The 26823-nt window shown below is 70.8% G+C and carries 26 protein-coding genes and 1 pseudogene; 21 read left to right on the forward strand and 6 right to left on the reverse strand.

Translation table 11 applies throughout. The annotated features are described in order from the left end of the window. Together GY24_RS18055 and GY24_RS06645 are read left to right on the forward strand one after the other, a co-directional pair. A pseudogene (locus tag GY24_RS18055) lies at window positions 1-127 on the forward strand (CoA ester lyase); the annotation flags it as partial. A 68-nt stretch (window positions 128-195) separates the two neighbouring features. Further along, on the forward strand, window positions 196-1365 hold the full coding sequence (locus tag GY24_RS06645) for an aldo/keto reductase (RefSeq protein WP_104474934.1): 1170 nt from the start codon (window positions 196-198) through the stop codon (window positions 1363-1365). Between the two features lie 19 nt (window positions 1366-1384). On the opposite strand, the gene GY24_RS06650 is transcribed toward GY24_RS06645, so the two are convergent. Then, complete coding sequence (locus tag GY24_RS06650) at window positions 1385-2005, reverse strand: TetR/AcrR family transcriptional regulator (RefSeq protein ID WP_104474935.1); 621 nt, start codon at window positions 2003-2005, stop codon at window positions 1385-1387. A gap of 406 nt (window positions 2006-2411) precedes the next feature. On the opposite strand from GY24_RS06650, the gene GY24_RS06655 reads away from it, so the two are divergent. Together GY24_RS06655 and GY24_RS06660 are read left to right on the forward strand one after the other, a co-directional pair. Beyond that, complete coding sequence (locus GY24_RS06655) at window positions 2412-3905, forward strand: M16 family metallopeptidase (protein ID WP_104474936.1); 1494 nt, start codon at window positions 2412-2414, stop codon at window positions 3903-3905. A gap of 73 nt (window positions 3906-3978) precedes the next feature. Continuing rightward, complete coding sequence (locus GY24_RS06660; RefSeq protein WP_104474937.1) at window positions 3979-4581, forward strand: histidine phosphatase family protein; 603 nt, start codon at window positions 3979-3981, stop codon at window positions 4579-4581. A 75-nt stretch (window positions 4582-4656) separates the two neighbouring features. Here GY24_RS06660 and GY24_RS06665 read toward each other — a convergent pair whose 3' ends face one another. Then, on the reverse strand, window positions 4657-5154 hold the full coding sequence (locus GY24_RS06665) for a GNAT family N-acetyltransferase (protein ID WP_104474938.1): 498 nt from the start codon (window positions 5152-5154) through the stop codon (window positions 4657-4659). Window positions 5155-5213: 59 nt separating this feature from the next. On the opposite strand from GY24_RS06665, the gene dapB reads away from it, so the two are divergent. Both dapB and GY24_RS06675 read left to right on the forward strand, forming a co-directional pair. Beyond that, window positions 5214-6041, forward strand: a complete 828-nt coding sequence (gene dapB / locus GY24_RS06670; protein WP_104474939.1) for a 4-hydroxy-tetrahydrodipicolinate reductase — start codon at window positions 5214-5216, stop codon at window positions 6039-6041. Further along, window positions 6038-6481, forward strand: a complete 444-nt coding sequence (locus GY24_RS06675; protein WP_407662152.1) for a tetratricopeptide repeat protein — start codon at window positions 6038-6040, stop codon at window positions 6479-6481. Before dapB ends, GY24_RS06675 begins: the two co-directional genes overlap by 4 nt. A 216-nt stretch (window positions 6482-6697) precedes the next feature. On the opposite strand, the gene GY24_RS06680 is transcribed toward GY24_RS06675, so the two are convergent. Genes GY24_RS06680 through GY24_RS06695 form a run of 4 tightly spaced genes read right to left on the reverse strand, consistent with a single transcriptional unit; the run spans window position 6698 to window position 9081 of the window. Next, the gene (locus GY24_RS06680; protein ID WP_233279237.1) at window positions 6698-7648 is read right to left on the reverse strand and encodes a TIGR01777 family oxidoreductase; all 951 of its coding nucleotides are present in this window, start codon (window positions 7646-7648) and stop codon (window positions 6698-6700) included. Next, window positions 7649-8074 (reverse strand): OsmC family protein, encoded by a 426-nt coding sequence (locus GY24_RS06685; RefSeq protein WP_104474940.1) that lies wholly within the window; start codon window positions 8072-8074, stop codon window positions 7649-7651. A 22-nt stretch (window positions 8075-8096) separates the two neighbouring features. Next, window positions 8097-8630 (reverse strand): DUF4395 domain-containing protein, encoded by a 534-nt coding sequence (locus tag GY24_RS06690; protein ID WP_104474941.1) that lies wholly within the window; start codon window positions 8628-8630, stop codon window positions 8097-8099. Further along, a complete protein-coding gene (locus tag GY24_RS06695; RefSeq protein ID WP_104474942.1) occupies window positions 8611-9081 on the reverse strand; it encodes a TlpA family protein disulfide reductase in 471 nt (156 codons plus the stop codon). Before GY24_RS06695 ends, GY24_RS06690 begins: the two co-directional genes overlap by 20 nt. A 90-nt stretch (window positions 9082-9171) precedes the next feature. On the opposite strand from GY24_RS06695, the gene GY24_RS06700 reads away from it, so the two are divergent. From GY24_RS06700 to recA, 15 genes are all read left to right on the forward strand, one after another. Further along, a complete protein-coding gene (locus tag GY24_RS06700; RefSeq protein WP_104474943.1) occupies window positions 9172-9996 on the forward strand; it encodes a thymidylate synthase in 825 nt (274 codons plus the stop codon). Continuing rightward, the gene (locus tag GY24_RS06705; RefSeq protein WP_104474944.1) at window positions 9993-10580 is read left to right on the forward strand and encodes a dihydrofolate reductase; all 588 of its coding nucleotides are present in this window, start codon (window positions 9993-9995) and stop codon (window positions 10578-10580) included. Before GY24_RS06700 ends, GY24_RS06705 begins: the two co-directional genes overlap by 4 nt. A gap of 438 nt (window positions 10581-11018) precedes the next feature. Next, a complete protein-coding gene (locus GY24_RS06710; RefSeq protein WP_104474980.1) occupies window positions 11019-11963 on the forward strand; it encodes a type IV toxin-antitoxin system AbiEi family antitoxin domain-containing protein in 945 nt (314 codons plus the stop codon). A 113-nt stretch (window positions 11964-12076) separates the two neighbouring features. After that, window positions 12077-13054: a 4-hydroxy-tetrahydrodipicolinate synthase gene (dapA, locus tag GY24_RS06715; RefSeq protein ID WP_083364485.1), complete on the forward strand. Its 978-nt coding sequence runs from the start codon at window positions 12077-12079 to the stop codon at window positions 13052-13054. Window positions 13055-13125: 71 nt separating this feature from the next. Next, window positions 13126-14802: a ribonuclease J gene (locus GY24_RS06720; protein WP_104474945.1), complete on the forward strand. Its 1677-nt coding sequence runs from the start codon at window positions 13126-13128 to the stop codon at window positions 14800-14802. 161 nt (window positions 14803-14963) lie between these two features. Further along, window positions 14964-16007, forward strand: coding sequence for an efflux RND transporter periplasmic adaptor subunit (locus GY24_RS06725; protein ID WP_104474946.1), 1044 nt, complete (start codon window positions 14964-14966; stop codon window positions 16005-16007). Further along, a complete protein-coding gene (locus tag GY24_RS06730; protein WP_104474947.1) occupies window positions 16007-16804 on the forward strand; it encodes an ABC transporter ATP-binding protein in 798 nt (265 codons plus the stop codon). The genes GY24_RS06725 and GY24_RS06730 overlap by 1 nt, the downstream gene beginning before the upstream one ends. Further along, the gene (locus GY24_RS06735; RefSeq protein WP_104474948.1) at window positions 16801-18018 is read left to right on the forward strand and encodes an ABC transporter permease; all 1218 of its coding nucleotides are present in this window, start codon (window positions 16801-16803) and stop codon (window positions 18016-18018) included. The genes GY24_RS06730 and GY24_RS06735 overlap by 4 nt, the downstream gene beginning before the upstream one ends. Before the next feature lie 121 nt (window positions 18019-18139). Next, entirely contained in the window at window positions 18140-20266 is a 2127-nt protein-coding gene (locus GY24_RS06740; protein ID WP_162842926.1) for a bifunctional lysylphosphatidylglycerol flippase/synthetase MprF, read from the forward strand. Between the two features lie 208 nt (window positions 20267-20474). After that, window positions 20475-23375: an FtsK/SpoIIIE family DNA translocase gene (locus tag GY24_RS06745; RefSeq protein WP_104474949.1), complete on the forward strand. Its 2901-nt coding sequence runs from the start codon at window positions 20475-20477 to the stop codon at window positions 23373-23375. A gap of 6 nt (window positions 23376-23381) precedes the next feature. Further along, a complete protein-coding gene (gene pgsA, locus GY24_RS06750) occupies window positions 23382-24002 on the forward strand; it encodes a CDP-diacylglycerol--glycerol-3-phosphate 3-phosphatidyltransferase (RefSeq protein WP_083364479.1) in 621 nt (206 codons plus the stop codon). A 9-nt stretch (window positions 24003-24011) separates the two neighbouring features. Further along, a complete protein-coding gene (locus GY24_RS06755; protein WP_104474950.1) occupies window positions 24012-24551 on the forward strand; it encodes a CinA family protein in 540 nt (179 codons plus the stop codon). Window positions 24552-24730: 179 nt separating this feature from the next. Next, window positions 24731-25039: a helix-turn-helix domain-containing protein gene (locus GY24_RS06760; protein WP_083365465.1), complete on the forward strand. Its 309-nt coding sequence runs from the start codon at window positions 24731-24733 to the stop codon at window positions 25037-25039. Window positions 25040-25202: 163 nt separating this feature from the next. Then, window positions 25203-25433 (forward strand): DUF3046 domain-containing protein, encoded by a 231-nt coding sequence (locus GY24_RS06765; RefSeq protein WP_083364477.1) that lies wholly within the window; start codon window positions 25203-25205, stop codon window positions 25431-25433. Between the two features lie 273 nt (window positions 25434-25706). Next, entirely contained in the window at window positions 25707-26819 is a 1113-nt protein-coding gene (recA, locus tag GY24_RS06770; protein WP_104474951.1) for a recombinase RecA, read from the forward strand. The last annotated feature ends 4 nt before the right edge of the window (window positions 26820-26823 follow it).

The raw sequence follows: 26823 nt of genomic DNA on the forward strand, positions 1-26823 counted from the left end.
GGCCGCCCTGCTCGCGCGTGCGGCCGGCGAGCCCGGGGCATTCCGCTTCGAGGGGCGCATGATCGACGAGCCCGTGCTGCGGCATGCCCGCGCGCTTCTCGAACGGGCAGAGCACACGGTTTGGTAACGGTTCGGTGCGGGCCCCGGTGCGCTGTCGTACCCCGGGGCTAGGGTCGAAGCAGGGAAGGGGTGAGTATGGCTCAATTTGTTCGGGTGGGGGCCCGGAAGCGTCAGGAAGAAGAGGAGACCGCTCGGTCTGGACGCCAACCGGAGGCGCTCGAGCACTCCCCGCACTCCGGCGAGATCTCCGGCCTCTCCCAGATCCCGGAACTCGGCACGCGCACGGCCGCTCCCGAACCAGACCCGCGTGCGCCGACAGGTGCCGAATCACCCGCTGGGGCATACGGCGCGGCCGCCGCGGCGCTGCTGCCGCTCCCGGACGCGATGCGCCGCCGGGTGGCCGACACCGATCTCGACGTCTTCCCGCTGGCCCTCGGCACGAGCATGTTCGGCTGGACCCTCGGCGCCACCGCGGCGGAGGCGGTGCTCGACCGCTACCGCGAGTCCGGCGGGAACTTCATTGACACCGCGGACAGCTACGCCGCGGGGCGGAGCGAACAGCTGATCGGATCGTGGCTGCGCCGCACCGGCAGCCGCGACGCCACCGTGCTGTGCACCAAGATCGGGCGCAACCCCGAGAACCTTGGGCTCGGCGCCACCGGCATCATCCGCGCCGTCGAGGCCTCGCTCACGCGCCTGCAGACCGACCACATCGACCTGCTCACCTTCCACCTCGACGACCGAGACGTGCACCTGGAGGAGAGCCTCAGCGCGGTCGACTCGCTGATTCGGGCGGGCGCCGTGCGCTACCTGGCCGCCTCCAATTTCACCGCGGAGCGACTGCTCGAGGCGCGGGTGCTGGCCGCCAACGGACTGCCCCGCTTCCGGGTGCTGCAATCGCACTACAACCTGATGCACCGCGCAGAGTACGAGACGTCGCTGGCGCTGCTGGCCGGCGCGCAGGGCCTCGCCGTGATGCCCTACTTCGCCCTCGCCAACGGCTTCCTGGCCGGCGGCTACCGCTCGCGCTCCATGATCGCCCCGGACGTTCGGGGAATGCGCATCGCCTCCCACCTGACCAGGCGGGGCACCCGCCTCCTCACCGTGATGGACCGCATCGCGGAGGACTTCGACGTGAAACTGGCCACCGTCGCGTTGGCCTGGCTGCAGTCCAAGCGCAACATCTGCGCACCGGTCGCCGGGGTGAGCAGCCCGGAGCAGCTCGACGCCGTGATGGCGGCGGCCACGTTCCGGCTCAGCCGCGCCGACATCATCGACCTGGACAGGGCGACTGCGGGCAACTGAGCCGCCGCCGCGAGCCGGGCTAGGCCTCGCTGTCCCCGCCGGATGCCTGCCCGCCGGATGCCTGCCCGATGAGCCGCCCCGTCATCCGCCGCAGTGCCGCCGTCGCCGTCGCCGGGTCGCCGAGGTTCGCGCTCGCGTAGGCGCCGTCGCGGGCGAGGAAGAAGTCGTCCCTGGCCTGCACGGGGTCGGGGTGCCCGGCATTGCGGAACATCTGCTCCACCTGCTCGGAGTACCAGCGGCGGTGCTCGGCGATGGCCAGGCGCACCGGGTGCTGCGGATCGCTGAACTGGGCGGTGGCGTTGATGAACGGGCAGCCGCGGAAGTCCGGCTTCTCGGCCTCGCCGGCGATGGCCTCCACCAACAGGTGCAGCCGCTCGATCGGATCCTCCGTCTGCGCCTGCAAGCGCGCGACGATGTCGCGCACATAGTTGTCGCGCAGTTGGAGATAGGACACGGTGAGGAGTTCCTTGGACCTGTAGTACTTGTAGAGCGTGGTCTTCGTGACGCCGGCCTCCGCGATGATGCGGTCGATGCCCACGCTGTGGACGCCCTCGTTGTAGAACAGGCGATTGGCCGTGTCCAGGATGCGCACCTTGGCATGCGTGGCGGGCTGGACGGGCGCTTCGTGGCGGTCTTCCATCCAGCCACCTCCTCTGTGCCGGGCAAGGGTCGACAAACCTTGCCATGCTCAACAAGTGCTAGGGACACTCGTTTGTGTTGCATTCCCGTGAGAGCTTCGGGGCTCCCGGAAGTCAGAGGCTTCCTCCGCCGTTCGGGGCGGCGGGAGAACTGGGCCCCGGGGTAGCGGCGCCCACTTCGGCGTCTTCTCGCGGTGTTTTGGGGGTGCCGCCGGTCGATGACGAGTTGAACATAGCATGGGCAGACAGATCTGTCTGCCCCCATAATCGCGGGCTCGGCGCGCCCGGAACGACGCGGGGTGCAGCCCTCGCCCGGAGGGGCGTCTCCGCACGGATCGGGCGCCCGTGGCACCCCCGCGCGGGGGGTTTTTCGGCACCCCGTCTGTGCGCTGGCGTAGGGTGGCTGTGATGAATGGTGCAGTTGAGTTCTCCCTGGATACGCCCGAGCTGTCTTTTCAAGCGTCGGGGGATGCCCGCGTTCGGCGAACCGTTCTGCCGAGCGGCGTGCGCGTCCTGAGTGAGCAGGTGCTCGGCGCCCGCAGCGCCACCATCGGCTTCTGGGTGGCCGTCGGATCCCGCGACGAGCAGCCCGCCCGCCCCGCCCGCGGCTCCGCCCCGGCGCACCCGGCCACCTTCGGATCCACCCACTTCCTCGAGCACCTCCTCTTCAAGGGCACCACGAAGCGCACTGCCCTCGACATCGCTGTTGCCTTCGACTCCGTCGGCGGCGAGCACAACGCCATGACGGCCAAGGAATACACCTGCTACTACGCCAAGGTGCGCGACCGCGACCTGCCAATGGCCGTCGAGGTGCTCACCGACATGCTCGCCTCCTCGGTGCTGGACCCGATCGAGTTCGAGACAGAGCGCGGCGTCATCCTCGAAGAGCTCTCGATGTCCCAGGACGACCCGGCGGATGTCGCCAACGAGAGCCTGTTCCACGCGGTGCTCGGCGACCACCCCCTCGGCCGGCCCATCGGCGGCACCCCCGACCACATCGAGGCCGTCACCCGCGACGCGGTGATGGAGCACTACCGGGCCAACTACCGGCCGAACGACCTGGTCGTCTCGGTGGCGGGAGCCGTCGACCACGACGAGCTCGTTGCCATCGTGGTGGCGGCCCTGGAGGAGGCCGGCTGGGATCTCGGCACGCACGCCACCCCGGTCGCACGCCGCAGCCTGGCTGCCGTGCCGATCAGCCAGGGCAGCCCGCTGACGATCGTCAACCGGCCGCTGGAGCAGGTGAACATGCTGATCGGCATGCCCGGCATCGTGGCGGCCGACGAGCGCCGGGTGACCATGAGCGTGCTCAACTCGATCCTCGGCGGCGGCATGTCCTCACGCCTGTTCCAGGAGGTGCGCGAGAAGCGCGGCCTCGCCTACTCGGTGTACTCGTACGCCGCCTCCTACTCCGACGCCGGCGTCTTCGGCCTCTACGCGGGCTGCTCGCCGGCCAAGAGCGGCCAGGTCGCCGAGCTGCTGCTCGGTGAGCTGCACCGCCTGGCGGAGCACGGCGTGAGCGAGGAGGAGATGCGCCGCGCCAGCGGGCAGCTCTCCGGCGCCTCCGCACTGGCCCTCGAAGACTCGGACACCCGCATGTCGCGCCTCGGCCGTTCCGAGATCACCACCGGCGAGTTCGTCGACCTCGACGAGGCGCTGCGCAGGCTCGCCCTCGTCGGCGCGGACGACGTGCGCGAGCTGGCCGCCGACCTCGCCAGCGGGCCGCTCTCCCTCGTCGCCGTCGGCGCCGTCGACGCCGAGGTGTTCGCCCCGATCATGCCGAGCAGCACGGGCGCCGCAGCGACCGCATCCGCGCCGGGGACCCTGGCTCCGCCCGGCGCTCAGGGCGACGCCGTGGCCGCGGCATCCGCAGACCTCACCCCGCCCGGTCCCCGGCGCTGAGCGCCGGCCCGCCCCACAGCTCGCCCACACACACTTCGTTCCACACTCTTCGTTCCACAAGAAAGGGTCACCGGTGCCCCACTACCTCTATCTCGTGCGCCATGGCGAGCAACAGGACGCCGAGCACGGCCTCCCCGACGGCCCACTCTCCCCGCGCGGAATCCGCCAGGCGCAGCTCATCGCCGAGCGGCTCGGCGGCGTTCCCTTCACGAGCGCCTGGCACTCGCCGCTGCAGCGCGCGGCCGAGACCGCCGCGATCATCGCAGAGCGGTTGCCGGCCATCACACCGGAACCCTCGGCGCTGCTCTTCGACTGCGTGCCGTCCGGCCCGTCGCCGGAGACCCCGTCCAGCTACGACCCGTTCTTCGGCTCGGTGACGCCGGCCGAGATCGAGGCCGGACGGGCCCAGATGGAGGACGCCACGGCGGAGTTTCTGCAGTCCAGCAGCGCGGACAGGCACGACCTGCTGATCACGCACAACTTCGTGATCGGCTGGTTCGTGCGCGAGGTGCTCGGGGCGCCCGACTGGCGCTGGGTGAGCATCAACCAGGCCAACTGCGGGCTCACCGTGCTGCAGCAGAAACCGGGCCGCCCGTGGACGCTCGTGACGCACAACGACCTCGGCCACCTCCCGGTGGAGCTGCGCACCGGGCTGCCGGACCAGCTGCAGATCTAGCGCCGCTGGTGGGGCGCCCCGTCGGAACCCCTCGCTGGTTTCGACAAGCTCAACCGCCGGAAATGTCGAAACGCGTCAGCCGAGCCGCTTGCCGTACCAGTTCGTCGCATTCGGGTTCGCGTTGTACGCCGTGATGTCGCTGTACCCGGCGCGCTGGTACAACGCGCCGGCCGACTCGAGGTTGGCGTTCGTGTCGAGCACGATCTCCTCGGCGCCCAGCTCCGCCGCCCGCCGCTCCAACTCGGCGAGCAGGGCGCGCCCGAGCCCGCGGCCGCGGGCGGCCGGGCGCAGGTACAGGTGCTTGACCTCGAAGCGCACCAGGCCGGCATCCGCGCGCTGGATGCGGCGGACGCCGCCGCAGCCGAGCAGCGCGCCGTCGCCCGCCTCGCCCGGAGCGTCCTCCCGCGCCAGCAGGAAACGGCCTGCCTGCCCGGCAAACTGCTCCGCAGAGGGGAACGTCGGGCGGTACACACCCTGCTCCGGCGGGAAGCCCACCGCGCGCTCGGCGAAGTACTCACCCAGCAGCTCCTGCGCCTCCGCGCTGTCAACCGACGTCTCGACAAACTGAATCATCCCCCCAGCGTAGGGCTCCGCGCGGCGGGAGGGCAGGCCGCAGTTGCTAGTCTGAGCGGGTGACTTCACGCGTTGCCATCATTGGCGCCACCGGCAAAATGGGACAGCTCGCCGCCCGCCTCGTCCGCGAGACAGAGGGCTTCGAGCTCGTCGCCGAACTCGACTCCTCGAGCGCGCTGGAGGAGATGCTCGGCAGCGGCGAGGCCCGCACTGACATCGCCATCGACTTCACCCACCCCGGCGTCAGTCAGCAGGTCGTCGACTTCGCGCTCGCGCACGGCCTGAGTGTGCTCGTCGGCACCTCCGGCTGGTCGGCGGATGCCGTCGCGGCCCTGTCCCGCACGGTCGAGACCCTCGGGAACGGCGCCGCCGTGCTCGTCGTGCCGAACTTCTCGGTCGGCTCCGTTCTCGGCACCGCCCTCAGCGCCATCGCCTCCCGCTTCTTCGAGTCGATCGAGATTATCGAGGCGCACCACGCCGCCAAGATCGACTCGCCCTCCGGCACCGCGGTGCGCACGGCGGAGCGCATCGCCGAGGCCCGCGGCGCCCTCGGCCCCGTGCTCGCCCCCCACACCGACCAGCGCGCCCGCGGCCAGCAGGTCGACGGCATCCCCATCCACAGCCTGCGGATGAGCGGCCTGCTCGCCCGGCAGGAGGTCATCCTGGGCGGCGTGGGGGAGACCCTCACCGTGCGCCACGACACGCTCTCGCCGAGCTCCTACGAGCAGGGCATCGTGCTCGCCCTGCGCGCGCTGCCGGGCCTGGCCGGCGTCACGGTCGGCCTTGACTCACTGCTCGGCCTCGGGATGCCGGAGGCCACGAGCCCCATCGCGCCCGCCACGCCCGCAGCAGACGGCGCCGCCGCGGCATCCGGACCCGCCCTGTGAAGGGCCGCACCGCCGCCCTCCTGATGGCGGCCCTGCTCGCGCTGTACATCGTGCTGATCGGCTGGCGCGCCGTGCAGTTCGTCATGACGGGGGAGCCGATCGCGGTCGGCATCGGCATCGCGCTCATCGTGCTGCCGCTCGTCGGCGCGTGGGCGCTCGGCCGCGAATTGCTGTTCGGCGTCCGCTCGCAGCGCCTCGTGGGCGTGTTGGAGGCCGAGGGGGCCCTGCCGGAGGAAGTTCTGCCGACGCGGGCCAGCGGACGCCCGCTGCGCGACGCCGCCGACGAGGACTTCGGCCGGTTCCAGGCCGAGGTCGAGGCGGCGCCGGAGGACTGGCGCGCCTGGTTCCGGCTCGGACTCGCCTACGACGCCTCCGGCGACCGCCGCCGCGCCCGCAAGGCCATCATCCACGCGATCGCGCTGGAGCGCTCCGCCCACTGAGCGCACCCCGTTGAGCGCACCCCGTTGACCTCACCCCGTTGAGCTCCCGGACGTCGCGGCCCCCGAAAAGTCTCGCGGCCCTCGGTATGTCCGGGGCCGCGAGACTTTTCGAGGGCCGCGAGCGCGTGCGGCGTCCGCGAGGGCGCGCGTGACCGCCACAGCGACCGCCACAGCGACCGCGCGCGGCTCGTGCCGGCTGCGAGCGCGCGTGCGGCGCTAGCGGCCGAGCATCTCGGCGATCGCGGACTCCGCGGTCTCGTTGCGGAAGGTGAAGCCGTCGGCGAGGAGCCGCTCGGGCACCACCTTGGCGCTGGCCAGCAGCAGCTGGTCGCCGGCCTCGCGCATGGTCAGCGAGACGAGCTTCTCGGGCACGGCGAAGCGGTAGGGCCGGTGCAGCTCGCTCGCGATGGCCTTGCTGATGCGGTCGGCCGTGGCCGGGGTCGGCCCGACCAGGTTGACCGGACCGCTCAGCTGCGAGGTGAGCAGGTGGCGGATGGCGGCCGCCTCGTCGTACAGGCTGATCCACGGCCAGTGCTGGCCGCCGCTGCCCATCGGGCCGCCGAGACCGAGCTTGGTCAGCGTCTCGAGGCGGCTGAGCGCGCCGCCGTGGCCGAGCACGATGCCGCTGCGGAACGTGACGACGCGCGTCTTCTCCGGGGCGAGGTGCGCCGCCCGCTCCCAGGCGTCGACGACGTCGGCGAGGAACCCGGTGCCGCGCTGCGCGTCCTCGGTGAGGCGCTCGCCCGGCCGGTCACCGTAGATGCCGACGGCCGAGGCGCTGAGGAACACGGGCGGCGGCGAGGACGCCATGCGCATGGCATCCGTCAACGCGTGCGTCGTCTCGATCCGGGACGACAGGATCTCCTTGCGGTAGGCCGCCGTCCACGGCAGCCGGGCCAGCGAGGCGCCGGACAGGTTGACGACGGCATCCACGCTGTTCATCAGGGTGAAGTCGAGGATGCGCGCGGTCGGCGCCCAGTTCACCTCGTTCTCGGCCTGCGGCCGTCGGCGGACGAGGCGCAGCACCGTGTGCCCCGTCGCCTCCAACTGGCGCGTGAGCTCGGTGCCGATGAGACCGGACGCGCCGGAGACCAGCACCCGCAGCTGCGACTCCTTCTGGCGGCGCGTGCGGGGGACGTGGCCGCTCGGGATGAAGCGGTCGCTCACCTAGGCGAGGTCGGCTTCGAGCGTGATCGGGATGCCCGCCAGCGCCTGCGAGATGGGGCAGCCGGCCTTGGCCTCCTCCGCGATGCGGTGGAACTCCTCCTCGTCGATGCCGGGCACAACCGCGTTGACCAGCAGGTGGCTGCCGAGCACGCCCTTGCCGGCCTCGAAGGTGACCGCCGCCGTTGTCTGGATGCTGGTCGGCGTGAAGCCGGCCTGCGTCAGCGCGAGCGAGAACGCCATCGAGAAGCAGGAGGCGTGCGCCGCCCCGAGCAGCTCTTCAGGGTTCGTCGTGTGCGGGGCTCCCTCTGAGCGGGCCTTCCAGTTCACGGGGAACTCCCCGGTCTGCGATGAATCCAGGGTGACCGTGCCGGAACCCTCGAAGAGTGATCCGTTCCATACCGTTGTTGCTTCGCTGGTGAGCGCCATTGTGAAACCTCCTGCGCCCAGCCTATCCGCGCAGGCGGACGAGCAGGACGTAGATCTGGCATCCGAGGCAGTATCCGAACACCGCGTTGAGGAAGGCCGCGACGAAGGCGGCGGCCGCCGCGATACCGACCGCGACGGGCAGCCCGAGCAGGCCGAGCACGACTCCGATGCCGGTGACGACGAGCCCGACCCCCTGCGCGAAGGTCGGCGGCCGCGGGTCCTCCCACTCCGTGGGCGCCGCCAGCCGCGGGCGCACCAGCTTCTGGAACAGCAGGCCGTAGGGGTGGCGGCGGATGCCGGCGAAGGCGCCCCACGCGAAGAGGGCGGCGATCGCGGCGAGGCCGAGCAGGGCCGCCGTCTCCGCACCGGAGAGCGCGAGCAGCACCACCGCGAACAGCAGCACCGCCGTGATCGCGGCGCTGAATCGTGGGCCGCGCGGGTCGATGCCGGCGGGCGCGGTGGGCGTGTCGGCGTTCGCGGCGGCCGCGGGCGCGGTGGCGGGCGCGGACGCGGCGGGCGTGTGCGGGGCGGCCGGCTCAGCGGATGGCAGCGACATGGGAGTCCTCTCCGAGAATCTGTTCGATGGCGTGGGTGAGCGTGCGCCGCTCCGGCGCCCCGCCGATCCGGGTGTGCACGGCGCCGGAGGCGTCCAGCACGAGAACGGTCGGCGTCTGCATGATCCGGAAGCGCCGGGCCAGGTCGGCCCGCTGGCCGAGGTCGATCTCGACGGTGCGGACGCCCTCGTGCGCGGCGGCGACGCCGGCGAGCAGCACCCGGGTCTGCGGGCAGCGCGCACAGAACTCGGTGGAGAACTGCAGCAGCGTCGCACGGCTGCCGAAGAGCGCGGGGGTGCCGGCGGCATCCGCCAGCTCGGCCGGGGTCAGAACGGGGGAGAGGGCGGCCGGGGCGCGTCGGGCGCGCCCGCTCCGCGCCTTCCAGAGCAGGCCGAGCGCCGTGCTCAGGGCGAGCAGGGCGAGGGCGCCGACCAGGGCGGGAGGCCAATTCATGCGGTGAATCTACGCGGGGATCGAGCCGCGCGGTCGACTGTGACGGCGAATGACAGCCGCAGCCCGGCGGCGGCCGACTAGCATCGAGGGGTGAGCGCGACGACCCCCACCCCCGGCATTGCCACCCCGTACGAAGACCTGCTGCGAGAGGTGCTCGAAACGGGCACGCAGAAGACCGACCGCACCGGCACCGGGACGCGCAGCGTCTTCGGCCGCCAGGTCCGCTTCGACCTGGCCGAGGGCTTCCCGCTCATCACCACCAAGCGCGTGCACTTCAAGTCCATCGCCTACGAGCTGCTCTGGTTCCTCCGCGGCGAGAGCAACGTCGGCTGGCTGCGCGAGCACGGCGTCACCATCTGGGACGAGTGGGCGGATGCCGCCGGCGAGCTCGGCCCCGTCTACGGCGTGCAGTGGCGCTCCTGGCCGACGCCGAGCGGCGAGCAGATCGACCAGATCACCGAGGTGATCGAGCAGATCAAGACCAACCCGGACTCGCGCCGGCTGATCGTCAGCGCCTGGAACCCGGCCGACATCCCGAACATGGCCCTGGCCCCCTGCCACGCCCTGTTCCAGTTCTACGTCGCCGACGGCAAGCTCAGCTGCCAGCTCTACCAGCGCAGTGCGGACATGTTCCTCGGCGTCCCGTTCAACATCGCCAGCTACGCGCTGCTCACCCACATGATCGCGGCGCAGACCGGCCTCGAGGTGGGCGACTTCGTCTGGACCGGCGGCGACTGCCACATCTACGACAACCACGTCGAGCAGGTCACCGAACAGCTGAGCCGCGAGCCGTACCCGTACCCGAGCCTCGAGATCACCGCCGAGCGGCCGAGCGTGCTCGACTACGAGTTCGAGGACTTCGCCGTCGTCGACTACCAGCACCACCCCGCCATCCGCGGCGCCGTCGCCGTATGAGCGCGGGCACGGATACCGCAGGCGGCGCGGCCGTGGCACCGGCACCGATCAGCGTCGGCCTGATCTGGGCCGAGGCGCGCGGCGGCGTGATCGGTCTGAACGGCGTCATGCCCTGGCACGTGCCGGAGGACCTCGCCCACTTCAAAGCGGCGACGCTCGGCGGCGCGGTCGTGATGGGGCGCAAGACCTGGGACTCGATCCCGGAGCGGTTCCGGCCGTTCTCCGGCCGCGAGAACATCGTCGTCACGCGGCAGGCCGACTGGTCGGCCGACGGCGCGCACACGGCCGGCTCGCTGGCCGACGGCGTGGCCCTCGCGGCATCCCTGACCCCGGGGGACCGCGTCTGGGTGATCGGCGGCGCCGAGATCTTCGCGCTGGCCCTGGCCGGCAGCGGGGTGGCGGCCGATGGCGGGTTCCTCGTCGACCGGCTCGAGGTCACCGAGATCGACGCCGCGTTCGACGGCGACACCCACGCCCCGGCGATCGATTCCGGCTGGTCGGTGCAGGCGTCCGATCCGGAATCCGGCTGGCACACCTCCCGCACCGGCTTGGACTACCGCTTCCTCAGCTACGCCCGCGCCTGAGCGCCACCGCTCCGCCCTGAGCGCCACCACCCCGCCCCCTGATCGCCACCGCTCCGCCCTGAGCGCCGCAGCCCCGCGCCTGAGCGCCTCCTCCCGGGCCCCTGATCGCCCGCGCCACTCCACTGCGGCGCGACCCCCGGTGTCCGTAGCCAGTTCGCGGATGAGGCCGCCCATACACCGACGGAACGGCCAGATATGGCCGGAAATGTCCCCCGCATCCGCCGACCGGCTACGAGCGCTCGGCGGTGGAACGGGCAGGGGGTACGGCGGGGCAGGCGGGAGCGGCGGGGCGTACGGGGCGCAGCGGCGTGCAGGGGTGCGGCGGGGTGCGCGGGACACAGCGGAGCACAGTTCTGCACAGGCTGGCGGTCGGCGCGAGTTGTGCCCAGCTTGTGAACGGGCCTCCGATGCGGCCAGCGGGTGGGTGACACTCAGTGCATGTTGACACCAGTTGAGGTAGCCGCCCAGTGTCGCTCCCTGGGCGGCGTCGCCCGCACGGCCGAGCTCCGTGCCCGCGGCGCGAGCCGGCATTGCCTGCGCCGCGCCGTGCACGACGGTTCGATCGAGCGATTGCGCGAGGGCATCTATGCGCTACCCGACATCGGCCAGAGCCGGCGAGCCGCCATCCTGCACGGCGGGGTGCTGGGGTGCGTGTCTGCGGCTCAGGCTGCGGGCCTCTGGGTCATGCCCTTCACGGGGTTGCACGTCTGGCTCACCCCGACCGGCCACGAACGTGCCCACGAGGACTGCCAGTGCGTGGCGCACTGGAGCGAGGCGATCGCGTTCCGTCGCAACCGGGCCGTGATGACGGTGCCGCTCGCGCTCGAGCAGATGGCCTTCTGCCTCGGGAGGGAGGCATTCTTCGTCGCGTTGGAATCGGCTCTCTTTCAACACAAGATCAGCGCCGCGGAGATCCGGTCGCTGCGCGCGCTGCTGCCACAGGGCTTCGACGATCTCTTCCACCTGGCGACAGCGTCCGCCGAGAGTGGACTCGAATCGCTCATCCGCTACCGTCTCGCCGCGCACGGCATCACCGTGCGCGCACAGGTCGTGATCCCCACCGTCGGGCGGGTCGACTTCGTTGTCGACGGTTGGTTGATCATCGAGGCGGACGGCAAGGGCAACCACGAGGCGCCGGGGCAGCGGCACCGCGATCGCCGCAGAGACGCACGCGCTGCCGCGCTGGGTTACGACACACTGCGTTTCGATTACGCGCTGATCGTGCACGACTGGCCGAGCGTCGAGGCCGCGGTCCTCGGCGCGCTCCGGGCACGAGCGAGTCGGATCGTGGCCAGTGAGCGGATGCGCGGTGGAACACGCCGACGCAAGGGGCTGAAACCGACCGTGCGGGCCGTCGCATCCGCGGACCGGCCACAGCGATAGGCGCGCGCAAGCCGAATCCACGCCGCCCGGGTGGCGCAGTGAGGCCGCTCAGTGAGGCCGCCCGTGACGGCCCCCGGATGCCGCGGCGCCGCCGACCAGATAACCTATGATCTGTGTCTTCTACAGCGAATCCCTTCGGCCAGGTCCTCGTCGCACTCGTGACCCCTTTCACCGCAGACGGTGAAGTCGACTGGCCCGCGGTGGAGAAGCACATCGACGACGTCATCACGGCCGGAGCAGACGGCATCGTCGTCACCGGAACCACCGGCGAGACGTCCACCCTGACTGACCCGGAGAAGCTCAAGCTGGTCGAGGTCGGCAAGGACGTCGCGGCCGGCCGCGCCAAGATCATCACGGGCGGCGGCTCCAACGAGACCGCGCACGCCATCGAGCTCTACAAGGCCAGCGAGAAGGCCGGCGCCGACGGCATCATGATCGTCACGCCGTACTACAACAAGCCCACCCAGGCCGGCATCCTCACCCACTTCCGCATGGTCGCCGACGCCACCGACCTGCCCGTCATCATCTACGACATCCCCGGTCGCACCGGCGTGCCGATCAAGTACGAGACGATCATGCGCCTGGCCAAGCACCCGAACATCCTCGCCGTGAAGGACGCCAAGGGCGACTTCAGCGAGGTCAGCCGCGTGCTCAACCAGACCGACCTGATGTACTTCTCCGGCGACGACGCCAACGTGCTGCCGCACCTGGCCATCGGCGCCACCGGCCTCATCGGCGTCACCGCCAACATCGCCCCCGCCCCGTACCGCCAGATGATCGACGCCGTCAACGCGGGCGACCTCGCCACGGCGACCGCCGCGCACCAGGCGCTCGAGCCGCTCGTGCGCGCCGTCATGACGCACGTGCCCGGCACCGTCGCGGCCAAGTACATCCTGCACGGCCTCGGTCGCATCGGCAGCCCGCGCGTGCGGCTGCCCCTCGTCGGACCCGAAGAGTGGGAGGCCGCGCAGATCGAGGACGAACTCGACCTGGTCCGCGACATCCCCGGTCTCGACCTCTCCAACTTCCGCCCCGACCGCAATGCCGCCGCCGGCGGCGCCCTGCCGAAGGTGGCCGGAACCACACGCTAGGAAACAACGCGCGGCCTGGCCGCGCCCACCACAACGAGGCTCGACGAGCCCGACATACGCAAGGAGGGCATATGCCCAACGACGTCTACGCACCGGCACCACTGCAGCCGGGAACACTCCGCATCACCCCGATCGGCGGTCTCGGCGAGATCGGCCGCAACATGACCACGTTCGAGATCGACGGCAAGATCCTGATCGTCGACTGCGGCGTGCTCTTCCCCGAGGAGCACCAGCCCGGTGTCGACCTGATCCTGCCCGACTTCACCCCGATCAAGGACCGCCTCGACGACATCGTCGGCGTCGTGCTCACGCACGGCCACGAGGACCACATCGGCGCGGTGCCCTATCTGCTCCGCCTGCGCGCCGACATCCCCCTGATCGGCTCGACCCTGACGCTCGCCCTGATCGAGGCGAAGCTCAAGGAACACCGCATCAAGCCGTACACGCTGAACGTCGCAGAGGGCCAGATGGAGGCCCTCGGCCCGTTCGACCTTGAGTTCGTCGCCGTGAACCACTCGATCCCCGACGCCCTCGCCGTCGTCATCCACTCGGTCGCCGGCACCGTTCTCGCCACCGGTGACTTCAAGATGGACCAGCTGCCGCTCGACGGCCGCCTGACCGACCTGCGCGAGTTCGCCCGCCTCGGCAAGAGCGGCGTCGACGTGTTCCTCGTCGACTCCACCAACGCCGACGTGCCCGGCTTCACCACGCCGGAGCGCTCGATCGGGCCCGTGCTCGACCAGGTCATCTCCAAGGCGACCAAGAAGGTCGTCGTCGCCAGCTTCTCCAGCCACGTGCACCGCGTGCAGCAGGTGCTGGACGCCGCCCACGCCAACGGCCGCCGCGTGGCCCTCCTCGGCCGCTCGATGGTGCGCAACATGACCATCGCCGCCGAGCTCGGCTACCTCAAGGTTCCGGCCGGCGTCCTCGTGGACTACAAGAAGGCCGGCGACATCCCGGACAACAAGATCGTCTACATGTCGACCGGCTCGCAGGGCGAGCCGATGGCCGTGCTCAGCCGCATGGCCAACCGCGACCACCAGATCTCGGTCGGCGAGGGCGACACCGTCATCCTGGCCTCCAGCCTCATCCCCGGCAACGAGAACGCGGTCTACCGCATCATCGACGGCCTCACCAAGCTCGGCGCCAACGTCGTGCACAAGGGCAACGCCAAGGTGCACGTCTCCGGCCACGCCGCCGCCGGCGAGCTGCTCTACTGCTACAACATCCTGCAGCCGAAGAACGTCCTGCCCGTGCACGGCGAGCACCGCCACCTCTACGCCAACGCGCAGCTCGCGATCCAGACCGGTATCCCGGAGGAGAACGTGTTCCTCGGCGAGGACGGCTCCGTCTACGACCTCAAGGCCGGCGAGATGACGCAGGTCGGCCAGCTCGACCTCGGCTACGTCTACGTCGACGGCTCCACCGTCGGCGAGATCACCGATGCCGACCTCAAGGACCGTCGCATCCTCGGCGAGGAGGGCTTCATCTCGGTCATCGTGGTCGTGGACGCCTCCACCGGCAAGATCGTCGTCGGGCCCGAGATCCACGCCAAGGGCTTCGCCGAGGACGACAAGATCTTCGACGCCGTCAAGCCGAAGATCGCCGCCGCGCTGACCGACGCCGCACAGAACGGCGTGCGCGACACGCACGCCCTGGCACAGGTCGTGCGCCGCACGGTCGGCCGCTGGGTGAACGTCTCCTACCGCCGCCGGCCGATGATCGTGCCGCTCGTGATCGAGGCCTAAACAGCCTCGCAGCAACGATCAGGGCCCCGGATGCCGCCTCGCGCGGCATCCGGGGCCCTTATTTGTGGGCGGGGGCATCCCTGAATCATCCCTGAGTAGGGTTTTCTGAGCGGTCGATCCCGATAGCGTTGGGCGCATTGTCGTCGAAGCAAGGGGGCCCCGTGGGCGTCGTACGCAAGTGGATCTTTCCGATCATCAGGATTGTGCTGTTGGCCGCCGTGGCCGCGGCGCTCGTGAAGGTCGCCTTCTTCCCGGACAACGCGGACACCTCCAACCCGGCCCAGCCGAGCGGGCAGATCACGCAGCCAGAGGTTGCCGTCGTGGTCGGCAGCATCACGAACGAGGTCACGCTGAAGGGCAACGTCGCCGCAGACCCGGCCGTCGCGGTCAAGGCGACCGGGGCCGGCACCGTCGACGAGGTGTTCGTCGGGGCCGGCCAGTGGGTCGACGCCGGCACCAAGCTCTACGACATCAAGGTCGTCACCGTGCCGGAGCCGGTCGAGGGCGTCGGCCCCGACGGCCTCCCGACGATCACCCAGGGCAAGCCGGTCACCAGCTTCGCCAAGGTCTACGCGCCGATCAGCGGCACGCTGACGGCCCTCAGCGTGCTCGCCGGCCAGCAGGTGGCCGTCGGCGACACGACCGGACAGGTCGCCCCGCCGAGCTTCTCGGTGACCGGCGCGCTCAGCCCCGAGCAGCAGTACCGCCTGGTCAGCCAGCCGACCGAGGCGATGATCGCGATCACCGGCGGGCCCGCGCCGTTCCAGTGCACCGGCCTGACCATCTCCACCCCGCTGCAGGGCGAGAGCGCCACACCCGGGGAGGGGAGCGGCGCCGGCGCGACCGGCGGCTCCGGAACGACGGTGCGCTGCGCCATCCCGGCGGAGGTGACCGTGTTCGCCGGCCTCGCCGCCGACATCACCATCGCGGCCGGAAGCGCCGAGAACGTGCTCACCGTGCCCACGACCGCCGTCAAGGGCGCCGCGGAGAACGGCGTCGTCTGGGCGGTGCTCCCCGACGGCAGCACCGAGGAGCGCCCCGTCGTCCTCGGCCTGAACAACGGTGCCCTCGTCGAGATCACCTCCGGCGTCGCCGAGGGCGACATGGTGCTCGAGTTCGTGCCGGGCGCCCCCGCACAGACCGACGACGGCTGCATGCCGATGCCGGGCGGCGGCATGCAGTGCATGGAAGCGGTCGAGGGCTGATGTCGCTCCTCAACCTGCACTCCGTCACGAAGACGGTTCCCCTGCCGGACGCGCCGCCGCTGACGATCCTGCACGGCGTCGACCTGGAGATCTCCTCCGGCGACCGGCTCTCCATCGTCGGGCGCTCCGGCTCCGGCAAGTCCACCCTGCTCAACCTGATGGGGCTGCTCGACAGCCCTACGACGGGCAGCATCACCTTCGACGGCCGCCCGGCCGAGAAGTTCTCCTCCGCCGAGCGCGACAGGGTGCGCGGCCGGGAGATCGGCTTCATCTTCCAACAGTTCAACCTGTTGCCGGGCCGCACGGCCAGAGAGAACGTGATGACCCCCCTGCTCTACGCCACCGGCAAGCAGTTCTGGAACCGCTCCAAGCTGGCCGCGGAGATGCTCGAGCGGGTCGGCCTCGGCCACCGCATCGACGCGATGCCGACGATGCTCTCCGGCGGAGAGCAGCAGCGGGTCGCCATCGCCCGCTCGCTGGTGCGCGGGCCGCGCGTCATCCTCGCCGACGAGCCCACCGGCGCGCTCGACGTGGAGACCGGTGCCAGCGTGATGGCGCTGCTCGACGAGGTGGCGCTCTCGACGGGCGCCGCGCTCGTCACGATCACCCACGACCCGGCCATTGCCGACCTGGCGAGCCGGCACCTGCTGCTCGACCACGGCCGACTGAGCACGGTGCGGGATGACGGCCGGCCGAGCGAACTCGTCGCCGTCAGCCGGCGGCTGCCACACGCCGCCGGCGTGCACGCGGTGCCCGCGGCATCCGGAGCCGTGCCGGACGAGGAGCTCAGCGCATGAGCCGGTTCTTCACCGGGGTGGTCGGCGCCCTCGCCGAGGCCTGGCAGGAGCTGCGCATCCACCGCACCCGCGTGCTGCTCTCGCTGATCGGCGTGGCCGTCGCCGTCTGCGCGCTGACCACCGTCGTCGGGGTCGCCGGCATCGCCGAGCAGGCGATGACCGAGAGCAACGAGCGCTGGGGCGGCCGGCCGGCCACCCTCAAGGTGACGGCGTCGAAGGCGGACGGCACCGCCCCGGACCCGGAGGCGATGACCGCGCTCTGGACCGAGACCCTCGAGCGCTACGGCATCGACTATGCGGGGCGCATCGCCTACGGGGCGGCGTTCGTGCAATTCGCCGACGGCGCCGTGAACGTCTCTGTGCAGGCCGTCGACCCCGCCTACGCCCAGATGCACCGGCTGCAAGTTGACCATGGTGCGTGGTTCGCCGCGGACGACGCCCTGCGCCTGGCGCCGGCCATCGTCGTCAACGAGGCGTTCTGGCAGCGCATCGGCTCGCCGGATCTCGGCAGCCATCCGACGGTGCAACTGCTCGGCAACGCGCCGGCGACCGCCGTGATCGTCGGCGTGCACCGCTCGCAGAGCTGGGAGATGGAGCCGACCATGTACATGCTCACCGAGGCATATTCCGCGGTGTCGAGTGACGGGCCGGCTATCGGGCTGACCGAGTACGAGATGTGGATCCCGGCTGACCTGACGGAGCAGATCCAGGCCGGCCTGACGCGCGACCTGCAGGCGGGGCTCGGCGAGAGCTACGTCGTCAACATCTACCGCAGCGATCCCGGCGCCTACGACGACGACCCGCTGCTCTCGCTCAAGCTGACCGTCGGCGGCATCGCCGGCCTGGTGCTGCTGCTCGGCGCCCTCGGCCTCGTCAACATCGCCATGGTCACGGTGAAGCAGCGCATCCGCGAGATCGGCATCCGGCGCAGCTTCGGCGCGACGGCCGGCCGGGTGTTCTTCGCGGTGATGCTGGAGAGCGTCGTGGCCACCGTCGCCGCCGGTGTCGTCGGGGTGATGGTCGCCATCTTCATCGTCAAGTCGCCGATGGTCGAAGACCTGATCGGGCAGGGCATGATCACCGACTTCCCGCCGTTCCCGATCGAGGCGGCCCTGCTCGGCCTCGGCGCGGCCACGGTCGTCGGCGCGTTGGCCGGGCTGATGCCCGCGCTGGTCGCCGTGCGGGTGCGGGTGATCGACGCCATCCGCTACTGAGCGGCCCGGAACCGCGCGGGCCCAGCGGGCGCGGGGCCGGCCCGCGTGGGCGGGGCCGTAAACTGGGCAGGCGCCAACGGCACTCGGCGGGGGTCGCACAACCGGACGGGAGAGCGTGCCAGTGAGCCAGACGGATGTCGCAGGTCTCCGGGCGGGCGGGGACGGGCGGCGTGCCGTCCCGGCCGCCGTCGTGCGCACAGTCGCGGAGCTGCCGCGCCGCTCGGGCCTCACGCTGGCCGCGCTCGTCCTCCTGCTCGGCGTGGGGGCGGCGACGGGCGCGCTCTGGATGCCCGCCTCCCAGCAGAGCTGGTACCCGTCGGTTGGCTACGGGCTGCCGGCCTTCGAGGCTGGCGCGTGGTGGACGCCGCTCACCGGCACCTTCCTGGGGGCAGAACCGAGCCACTACCTGCCGATCCTGATCCTCGTGGCCGGGGGCCTCGGCTGGGCGGAGCGGGCGCTCGGCGCCTGGCGGGCGGCGGCCGTGTTCGCGGCCGGCCAGCTCTTCGCGATCCTCGGCGCCGCGGCGCTGCTCGCCGTGCTCCGGCCCAGCGGCTGGAGCTGGGCGGTCGAGCTGGCCGCTCAGTACGATGTCGGCCCGTCCGGCGGAGCGTTCGCGTGCGCCGCAGCCGCCACCGTCACGCTGCGGTCGCCGTGGCGGTTGCGCGCCAGGCTTGCCCTCGGGGCCTGGGTCGGCGTCGCCGCCCTCTTCCTGGGCACGCTGCCAGACCTGGAACACCTGCTCGGCGCCGGGCTCGCACTCGCCGTCATGCCCCTGCTGCCGCGCTACCGGATGCCGCTCAGCAGGCCGAGCGAGCGGGAGTGGCGACTCGTCGCATTCTCCGGCCTCGTCGTCATCGGCGCGGTGCAGGTGATCGTGAACCTCGTGACCGTCGACGGCCCGCTCGGCTCCTCCACGGCATCCCTCGCCCTCTGGGGCGACGTCGCCCTCGACCTGCTGGTGATCGCGCTCATCGGGCACGGGGTGCGCCGCGGCGTGCGCCTGGCGTGGTGGGGCGCCGTGATCCTCGCGCTGCTCAACCAGGTGCAGCTCATCCTGCTCATCGTCCTCTTCGTGCTGGCCGGGGAGAGCGTTCCGGGCGCCGCGTTCGCCGCGGCCTCCTCCGTGCTGTGGCTGGCGCAGCTGCTCGTCCTGTTGGTGGCCAGGGGCGCGTTCCGGGTGCCGGTGCGGCGCCGGCTGCGCCACCCGGGCGGGGCGCTGCAGAGCGCGCCCGGGCACGCCGTCTCCCTGCTCCGCGGCGTCGGCGGCGGCACGCTCTCCTGGATGTCGACGTGGCGCGGCAACGAGTACCTCTTCTCCCGGGCGCTGCCGGATGCCGCACCGGATGCCGTCGTCGCCTTCCAACGGCACGCGGGTGTCGCCATCGCCCTCGGCGACCCCATCGCCCCCGCCGGGCGGGTCGGCGCGGTGCTGCGCGACTTCGCCGAGGCCTCGCAGGGCGCCGGCCTCACTCCGTGCGTCTTCTCCGCCTCTGCCGCGGTCCGGGACGCGGCGCCCGCGGACTGGCGCAGCCTGCAGGTGGCCGAGGACACCCTCATCGACCTGCCCGCCATGGAGTTGCGCGGCAAGCGCTGGCAGAACGTGCGGGCGGCGCTGAACCGCGCCGAGCGCGAGGGCATCGGCTTCCGGCTGGTGCGCCTCGCCGAGCAGCCCTGGGCGATCCTCGCCCAGGTACGGGCCATCTCCGAGCAGTGGGTCGGCGACAAGGGACTGCCGGAGATGAGGTTCACGCTCGGTGGCGTCGACGAGGCCCTCGACCCCGAGGTCTGGGTCGGCATCGCCGTCGACGCCGACGGCAGCGTGCACGGCGTCACCTCCTGGCTGCCCGTCTACGGCGCCGGCGGCGTCGTCGACGGGTGGACGCTTGACCTGATGCGGCGACGCGACGGCGGGTTCGGGCCGGTGATGGAATACCTGATCGCCTCGTCGGCCCTGGCGTTCAAGGAGCAGGGGGCGCGCTTCGTGTCCCTCTCCGGTGCGCCGCTGGTGAACAGCTCCGAGACGGAGATCGGTCCGATCGAGCGGGTGCTCGGCATGATGGCGACACTGCTCGAGCCGCTGTACGGCTTCCGCTCGCTGCACCAGTTCAAGGCCAAGTTCAACCCGCGGCCGGAACCGCTGTACCTGCTCTACCGCGACGAGGCCGACCTGCCCCGCATCGGAATCGCGCTGACCAGGGCCTACCTGCCCGACGCCTCGCTGCGGGACCTGGTGCGCGCCGCCTCCTGAGCCGGCGCTCAGCCTCCTGCGCCACGGCGTCCGCTCCGCCTTCGTCAGGGGAGTGGTCCTCGCGTCCTGCCGGCGTTTCGCGGAGTGCGGCGGCCGCCGAAACGTCGGCGCGGGAGACATCCAGGGACGATAGTGAGCACTCATCACAGTTCCAACACTCGCCGCCGCCTGCGAGCGAATGTCGGCGGGCACAAGTACCGTGGAATCTATGGCAACGAGCACTAAGCCGACCGGGCGCGGCGGCAACACTTCAGGGCGCGCCTCTGTGCCAAAAACGGCGGCGGCCAAGACGGGGGCGACCCCGACGAAGCGTGCACCGCGTCAAACCGCTGCCCAGAAGACGCTGAAGTTCGAGGCGGTGCAGGAGAAGCCGGCCCTCATCGTGCGCATGTGGATGGGCCTGGCCCACTTCACCGGCGGCGCCTTCCGCGCGCTCGGCCCCGAGAAGCTCGCCAAAGACGAGCGCCGCGACGGCCTGCCCTTCTTCCTCGTGCTGCTGGCCATCGCCGGGGCCGTCGTGGAGTGGTTCCTGATCAACGAGCAGTTCGCACGGAACCTCGACGCCTGGAGCTTCGGTGGCCTGCTCGGCCGGGTGGCGTTCGCCCTGCCCGTGATCATGCTGTTCTTCGCCGGCTGGCTGTTCCGGCACCCGGCCAGCGTGCATGACAACACCCGCATCGGCATCGGCCTCGGCATCCTGCTGGTCAGCGTCGCCGGCCTCTCGCACATCTTCGGCGGACAGCCGGCCCCGGCCGACGGCATGCCCGTTCTCGCCCGCGCCGGCGGCATCCTCGGCTGGATGATCGCCGCACCGCTGGTGCTCCTGATCACGCCCATCGGCGCGAGCATCGTCGTCTCGCTGCTTCTGCTGCTCTCCCTGTTCATCATCACCAAGACGCCGCCGAACAGGCTGCCGCAGCGCCTGCGCGAGCTCTACGCCTGGCTGTTCGGCGAGCAGCTGCAGGAGCCGGAGGAGCGCGCGGCCGCCAAAGCCGACAAACGCGCCAGCAAGCAGGTGGAGCTCGCCGGCATCGACGATCTCGATGACGACGAGGAGCCGGCCGGCAACGGGGCCCTGCCCTGGTGGCGCCGCAACAACTCGCAGCGCGAGGAGGACCCGGACTTCGGCGGCGCCATCGTCGACGACCTCACCGCGGTGTTCGGCGAGCAGCCGGGCGAGGGCGGCTTCGAGAGCGCGTTGGAGAGCGCGCCGAGCGCGGCACCCCCCGTCTCGCCCCCCACCGTGCCGACCGTTCCCGCCGCGCAGGGCTACAACACCGAGGTGCTCGGCGACCTCGACAAGGCAGAGGCCGCCCTGCAGCGCTACACCGGCGAGGTGGGCCTGCAGCGCGGGTCCACCGGTCTGCAGGCCGACGGCGCCGACGATGCGAGCGACGACCTCGCCGCCACCGGCGTGCTGCCCGGCTTCGGCCTGGAGGGCGACGACTTCGACGAGGCAGCCATCGGCGAGGGCGCCCCCGCCCGGCCCACGGCGCCGTACAACCTGCCGTCCACCTCCACCCTGGTGGCCGGCGCCCCGGCCAAGACCCGCTCGGAGGCCAACGACGAGGTCGTGCGCTCGATCACCGACGTGCTCCAGCAGTTCTCCGTCGACGCGCGGGTGACCGGCTTCTCCCGCGGCCCGACAGTCACCCAGTACGAGGTCGAGCTCGGCCCGGGCGTCAAGGTCGAGCGCGTCACCGCGCTCTCCAAAAACCTCTCCTACGCCGTCGCCTCCAACGAGGTGCGCATCCTCTCGCCCATCCCGGGCAAGAGCGCCATCGGCATCGAGATCCCCAACTCTGACCGCGAGATCGTCACCCTCGGCGACGTGCTGCGCTCCGGCGCCTCCACCAACAGCACCCACCCGATGACGATCGGCGTCGGCAAGGACGTCGGCGGCGGCTACGTCGTCGCGAACCTCGCCAAGATGCCCCACCTGCTCGTGGCCGGCTCCACGGGCTCCGGCAAGTCCAGCTTCGTGAACTCGATGATCACCTCGCTGCTGATGCGGGCCAAGCCGAGCGACGTGCGCATGGTGCTGATCGACCCCAAGCGCGTCGAGCTGGCGCCCTACGCCGGCGTCCCGCACCTCATCACGCCCATCATCACCAACCCGAAGAAGGCCGCGGAGGCCCTCTCCTGGGTGGTGAAGGAGATGGACATGCGCTATGACGACCTGGCCAGCTTCGGCTTCCGCCACATCGACGACTTCAACAAGGCCGTGGTCAACAACGAGATCATCCTGCCGGCCGGCAGTGAGCGCCAGCTCAAGCCCTACCCGTACCTGCTGGTCGTCGTCGACGAGCTCGCCGACCTGATGATGGTCGCCCCGCGCGACGTCGAAGACTCGATCGTGCGCATCACCCAGCTCGCCCGGGCATCCGGAATCCACCTGGTGCTGGCCACCCAGCGCCCCTCCGTCGACGTCGTCACCGGCCTGATCAAGGCCAACGTGCCCTCCCGCCTCGCCTTCGCCGTGACCAGCGTCACCGACTCCCGCGTCATCCTGGACCAGCCGGGCGCCGACAAGCTGATCGGCCAGGGCGACGCCCTGTTCCTGCCGATGGGCGCGTCCAAGGCGCTGCGCGTGCAGGGCGCCTGGGTGAGCGAGGCCGAGATCGAGCGCGTCGTCAAACACGTCACCCAGCAGGCCCGGCCCGAGTACCGGCAGGATGTCGCGGCCTCGGTCGAGCGCAAGGAGATCGACTCCGACATCGGCGACGACCTCGAGCTGCTGCTGGCCGCCGCCGAACTCGTCGTGTCGACCCAGTTCGGCTCCACCTCGATGCTGCAGCGCAAGCTCCGCGTCGGCTTCGCCAAGGCCGGCCGCCTGATGGACCTGTTGGAGAGCCGCGAGATCGTCGGCCCGTCCGAGGGCTCCAAGGCCCGCGACGTGCTGGTCACCGCCGAGCAGCTCGGCGGGGTGCTGGCGAAGCTCCGCGGCGAGGAGCCGCGCGAGCAGGCGGCGCCCGCCGCGCCGGCCCCGGCGCCCGCCCCGGAGCACGACCCCTACGGCGGCGATCCCGTGGCGAAGATGTCGGAGGGGTACCCTGAGGTCGAGGGTGACACCGACGAGGACGCCTGGAATCTGACCGGTAGGGACTAGCCAGACATGACACCCAGCGACACGACGTCCGGCGGCCCCGCGCAGCCGGCGCCCGCAGCGCGCCCCAGCAACTGGAACGCCCCCAATGTGATCACCGGGGTGCGCATCCTGCTGGCGCCGCTGTTCTTCTGGATGCTGCTGGCCGACAACGGCGCCGACGGCGCACTGCGCTGGTGGGCGGCCGTGCTGTTCATCGTCGCGATCGGCACCGACGGCATCGACGGGGCCATCGCGAGGCGCAAGAACCTCGTCACCGACCTCGGCAAGATCCTCGACCCGATCGCCGACAAGCTGCTCACCAGCGGCGCGCTGGTCTGCCTGTCGATCCTGGGCGAACTCCCGTGGTGGGTGACGGCCATCATCGTCGTGCGCGAGGTGGGCATCACCGTGTGGCGCTTCGTCGAGCTCGGCCGCGGCAACGTGGTCCCGGCCTCCAAGGGCGGCAAGCTCAAGACGCTGGTGCAGTCCGTGGCGATCTCGCTCGCGCTGCTGCCGTTCTGGACGCTCTTCGGCGACTGGGTGTTCTGGGTGAACGGCATCGCCATGACGGCGGCCGTCCTGATCACCGTCTACACGGGCGTGCAGTACCTCCTCGACGCCGCGAAGCTCAAGAAGAGCGGCCTGTAGGGCGGCACCATGCCGAACCCCGCCGAGCCCGAGCCGACGACTGCTGTGACGCCGGATGCCGCGGCCCACGTCATCGCCGAGCTCACCCGCCGCGGCGAGACCGTCGCCATCGCCGAGTCGCTCACCGGCGGCCTGCTCGCCGCGACACTCATCGCCGTGCCCGGCGCCTCCGCCGCGGTCAGCGGGGCCGTCGTCGCCTACAACACCGCCATCAAGCACAGCGTGCTCGGTGTCGACGCCGCCCTGCTCGCCGAGCGCGGCGCCGTCGATCCGGAGGTCGCCAGGCAGATGGCCGACGGCGTGCGCCGGGTGCTCGCCGTCGACGGCCGCGCCGCCGACTACGGGATCGCCACGACGGGCGTCGCCGGGCCCGACCCGCAAAACGGCCAACCGCCGGGCGTCGTCTACCTCGGCGTGGCCTCGGCTGCCGGCATCCGCTCGGTCGGCCTGCGCCTGTCGGGGGACCGCACCGCCGTCCGGGCCGCGTCGGTGAACGCCGCGCTGGAGGCGCTCCGCGAGGCGCTGGGCGGGCAGCGCCCACACGCGTGAGGGCACCGTGTGCATATTCCTGCTCCGCCGTGGAATAGAAGCGCACAAAGTGCGGTTACACCCCACGAATTCACAAGAAAAGCCCAGTGTGCACCGCTAGAGTCGGTGCAGTGGGGGGTTCGGATAAACTGACCTCCTTAACAGGCCTCTGGGCCTTGAGAAATATGGAGGAGGTTCCGATGATTCTGGTTCGTCAAGAAATCGGCGATGTACTCAGGGACTTCCGACTTCAGAAGGGGCGCACCCTTCGGCAGGTTGCCAGCAAGGCCAGCGTGGCCTTGGGCTACTTGAGCGAGGTGGAGCGTGGCCAGAAAGAAGCCTCGAGCGAGATTCTCGCTTCGGTTGCTGATGCACTCGACACCCCGATTTCGGTCATCATGCGTGAGGTCGGCGATCGTCTCGCCGTTCTCGAAGGCATCGACCCGATCCCCGACACCGTTCCCGACGAGTTCGTCGTGAACTTCGACGTGGACATGATGGTTCGATAACCACGCAGACTCACTATTTCCTCGGTCGCTGCGCAACGGTGTGACGCGCGACGGAGACACACATTCGACAGGCCGGTCTTCTGACCGGCCTGTCGTTTTGCATTGGTGCCGGCCTCCTCCGGCGCGATTGTGAATCCCGGCCGGCACTGGTTAGCGTTATCGCATGCGTCGAAGTGAGTTCAACCTGGCCATGGCCACCGAGTTCGGCCCGGCATACGCCGCCGTCGTGCAGGCCGACCTGGTGCTCACCGCGCTCGGGAACCGCACCGCCGCCCAGGCGCTGGCGGACGGCGTGCAACCGCGCGAGGTGTGGCTGGCGATCTGCGCTGAGACCGACGTCCCGCGGGAGCGCTGGTACGGCGTGGGCCTGCCCAAGCCCGCATCCGCCAGCTAGCGCCCCGCAACGCCTTCGATTCCGGACGCCGACACGCCGCTCTGGGGTCGAATATTTGTTCGGTTCGTACTAGGCTCCTGCACAGCAGCGCTTGAGCTGATCGTTCTCCACCACTACGCCCGTGCAAAACCTCGTGTCAGAGGGCCGGCGTACAGTCGAAAACATCAGCGGAAGAACTGCTGACTGCCTTGTCAGTTCGTCCCAGGGAATCCCATTCCGCCGAGTCGAACACGACAGCCTATAGGCGAATCGAACCAGCAAAAGGAGACCGAAATGCCATCACCTGCAGACCGCGAGAAGTCGCTCGAAACCGCTCTCGCCCAGATTGACCGCCAGTTCGGCAAGGGCTCCGTCATGCGCCTCGGCAGCGACGAGCGCGCACCCGTTGAGACCATCTCCACCGGTTCGATCGCGCTGGACGTCGCCCTCGGCATTGGCGGGCTTCCCCGCGGCCGCATCGTCGAGATCTACGGCCCGGAGTCCTCGGGTAAGACCACGCTGACGCTGCACGCGATCGCCAACGCCCAGCGCAACGGCGGCATCGCCGCGTTCATCGATGCAGAGCACGCCCTCGACCCGGAGTACGCCAAGAAACTCGGCGTCGACATCGACGCGCTCCTCGTCTCCCAGCCGGACACCGGTGAGCAGGCGCTCGAGATCGCCGACATGCTCGTCCGCTCCGGCTCCATCGACCTGATCGTGATCGACTCCGTGGCGGCCCTCGTGCCGCGCGCCGAGATCGAGGGCGAGATGGGCGACTCCCACGTCGGCCTGCAGGCCCGCCTCATGTCGCAGGCGCTCCGCAAGCTCACCGGTGGCCTCAGCCAGACCAACACCACCATGATCTTCATCAACCAGCTGCGCGAGAAGATCGGTGTCTTCTTCGGCAGCCCGGAGACCACCGCCGGCGGCAAGGCGCTCAAGTTCTACGCCTCGGTCCGCCTCGACATCCGCCGCATCGAGACGCTGAAGGACGGCACCGACGCGGTCGGCAACCGCACCCGTGTCAAGGTCGTCAAGAACAAGATGGCGCCGCCGTTCAAGCAGGCCGAGTTCGACATCATCTACGGTGTCGGCATCTCCCGCGAGGGCAGCCTGATCGACTTCGGCGTCGATCACGGCATCGTCAAGAAGTCCGGCGCCTGGTACACCTACGAGGGCGACCAGCTCGGCCAGGGCAAGGAGAACTCGCGCAACTTCCTGCTGCGCAACCCCGACATCGCCCTGGACATCGAGACCCGCCTGCTCGGCAAGCTGGGCATCGGCCCGGCCGGCGTCGCAGCCAAGGCGGAGGCCGCCAAGAAGGCGGCGGAAGACGCCGCGGCGGGCATCGTCGCCGAGGAGACGCCGCTCGTCGAGAAGCTGAAGGCCCGCAAGGGCGCCTAGCCCG

The organism is Microterricola pindariensis, from assembly GCF_002936985.1.
Lineage (GTDB): Bacteria > Actinomycetota > Actinomycetes > Actinomycetales > Microbacteriaceae > Microterricola > Microterricola pindariensis.

Coding starts and splice junctions, on each gene's coding strand:
- GY24_RS06665 (WP_104474938.1), bottom strand. CDS start 5,154: ATGATTCAGTTTGTCGAGACGTCGGTTGACAGCGCGGAGGCGCAGGAG.
- GY24_RS06720 (WP_104474945.1), top strand. CDS start 13,126: ATGCCCAACGACGTCTACGCACCGGCACCACTGCAGCCGGGAACACTC.
- GY24_RS06655 (WP_104474936.1), top strand. CDS start 2,412: ATGAATGGTGCAGTTGAGTTCTCCCTGGATACGCCCGAGCTGTCTTTT.
- GY24_RS06755 (WP_104474950.1), top strand. CDS start 24,012: ATGCCGAACCCCGCCGAGCCCGAGCCGACGACTGCTGTGACGCCGGAT.
- GY24_RS06735 (WP_104474948.1), top strand. CDS start 16,801: ATGAGCCGGTTCTTCACCGGGGTGGTCGGCGCCCTCGCCGAGGCCTGG.
- GY24_RS06690 (WP_104474941.1), bottom strand. CDS start 8,630: ATGTCGCTGCCATCCGCTGAGCCGGCCGCCCCGCACACGCCCGCCGCG.
- pgsA (WP_083364479.1), top strand. CDS start 23,382: ATGACACCCAGCGACACGACGTCCGGCGGCCCCGCGCAGCCGGCGCCC.
- GY24_RS06695 (WP_104474942.1), bottom strand. CDS start 9,081: ATGAATTGGCCTCCCGCCCTGGTCGGCGCCCTCGCCCTGCTCGCCCTG.
- GY24_RS06745 (WP_104474949.1), top strand. CDS start 20,475: ATGGCAACGAGCACTAAGCCGACCGGGCGCGGCGGCAACACTTCAGGG.
- GY24_RS06650 (WP_104474935.1), bottom strand. CDS start 2,005: ATGGAAGACCGCCACGAAGCGCCCGTCCAGCCCGCCACGCATGCCAAG.
- GY24_RS06730 (WP_104474947.1), top strand. CDS start 16,007: ATGTCGCTCCTCAACCTGCACTCCGTCACGAAGACGGTTCCCCTGCCG.
- GY24_RS06710 (WP_104474980.1), top strand. CDS start 11,019: ATGTTGACACCAGTTGAGGTAGCCGCCCAGTGTCGCTCCCTGGGCGGC.
- recA (WP_104474951.1), top strand. CDS start 25,707: ATGCCATCACCTGCAGACCGCGAGAAGTCGCTCGAAACCGCTCTCGCC.
- GY24_RS06645 (WP_104474934.1), top strand. CDS start 196: ATGGCTCAATTTGTTCGGGTGGGGGCCCGGAAGCGTCAGGAAGAAGAG.
- GY24_RS06765 (WP_083364477.1), top strand. CDS start 25,203: ATGCGTCGAAGTGAGTTCAACCTGGCCATGGCCACCGAGTTCGGCCCG.
- GY24_RS06705 (WP_104474944.1), top strand. CDS start 9,993: ATGAGCGCGGGCACGGATACCGCAGGCGGCGCGGCCGTGGCACCGGCA.
- GY24_RS06685 (WP_104474940.1), bottom strand. CDS start 8,074: ATGGCGCTCACCAGCGAAGCAACAACGGTATGGAACGGATCACTCTTC.
- GY24_RS06760 (WP_083365465.1), top strand. CDS start 24,731: ATGATTCTGGTTCGTCAAGAAATCGGCGATGTACTCAGGGACTTCCGA.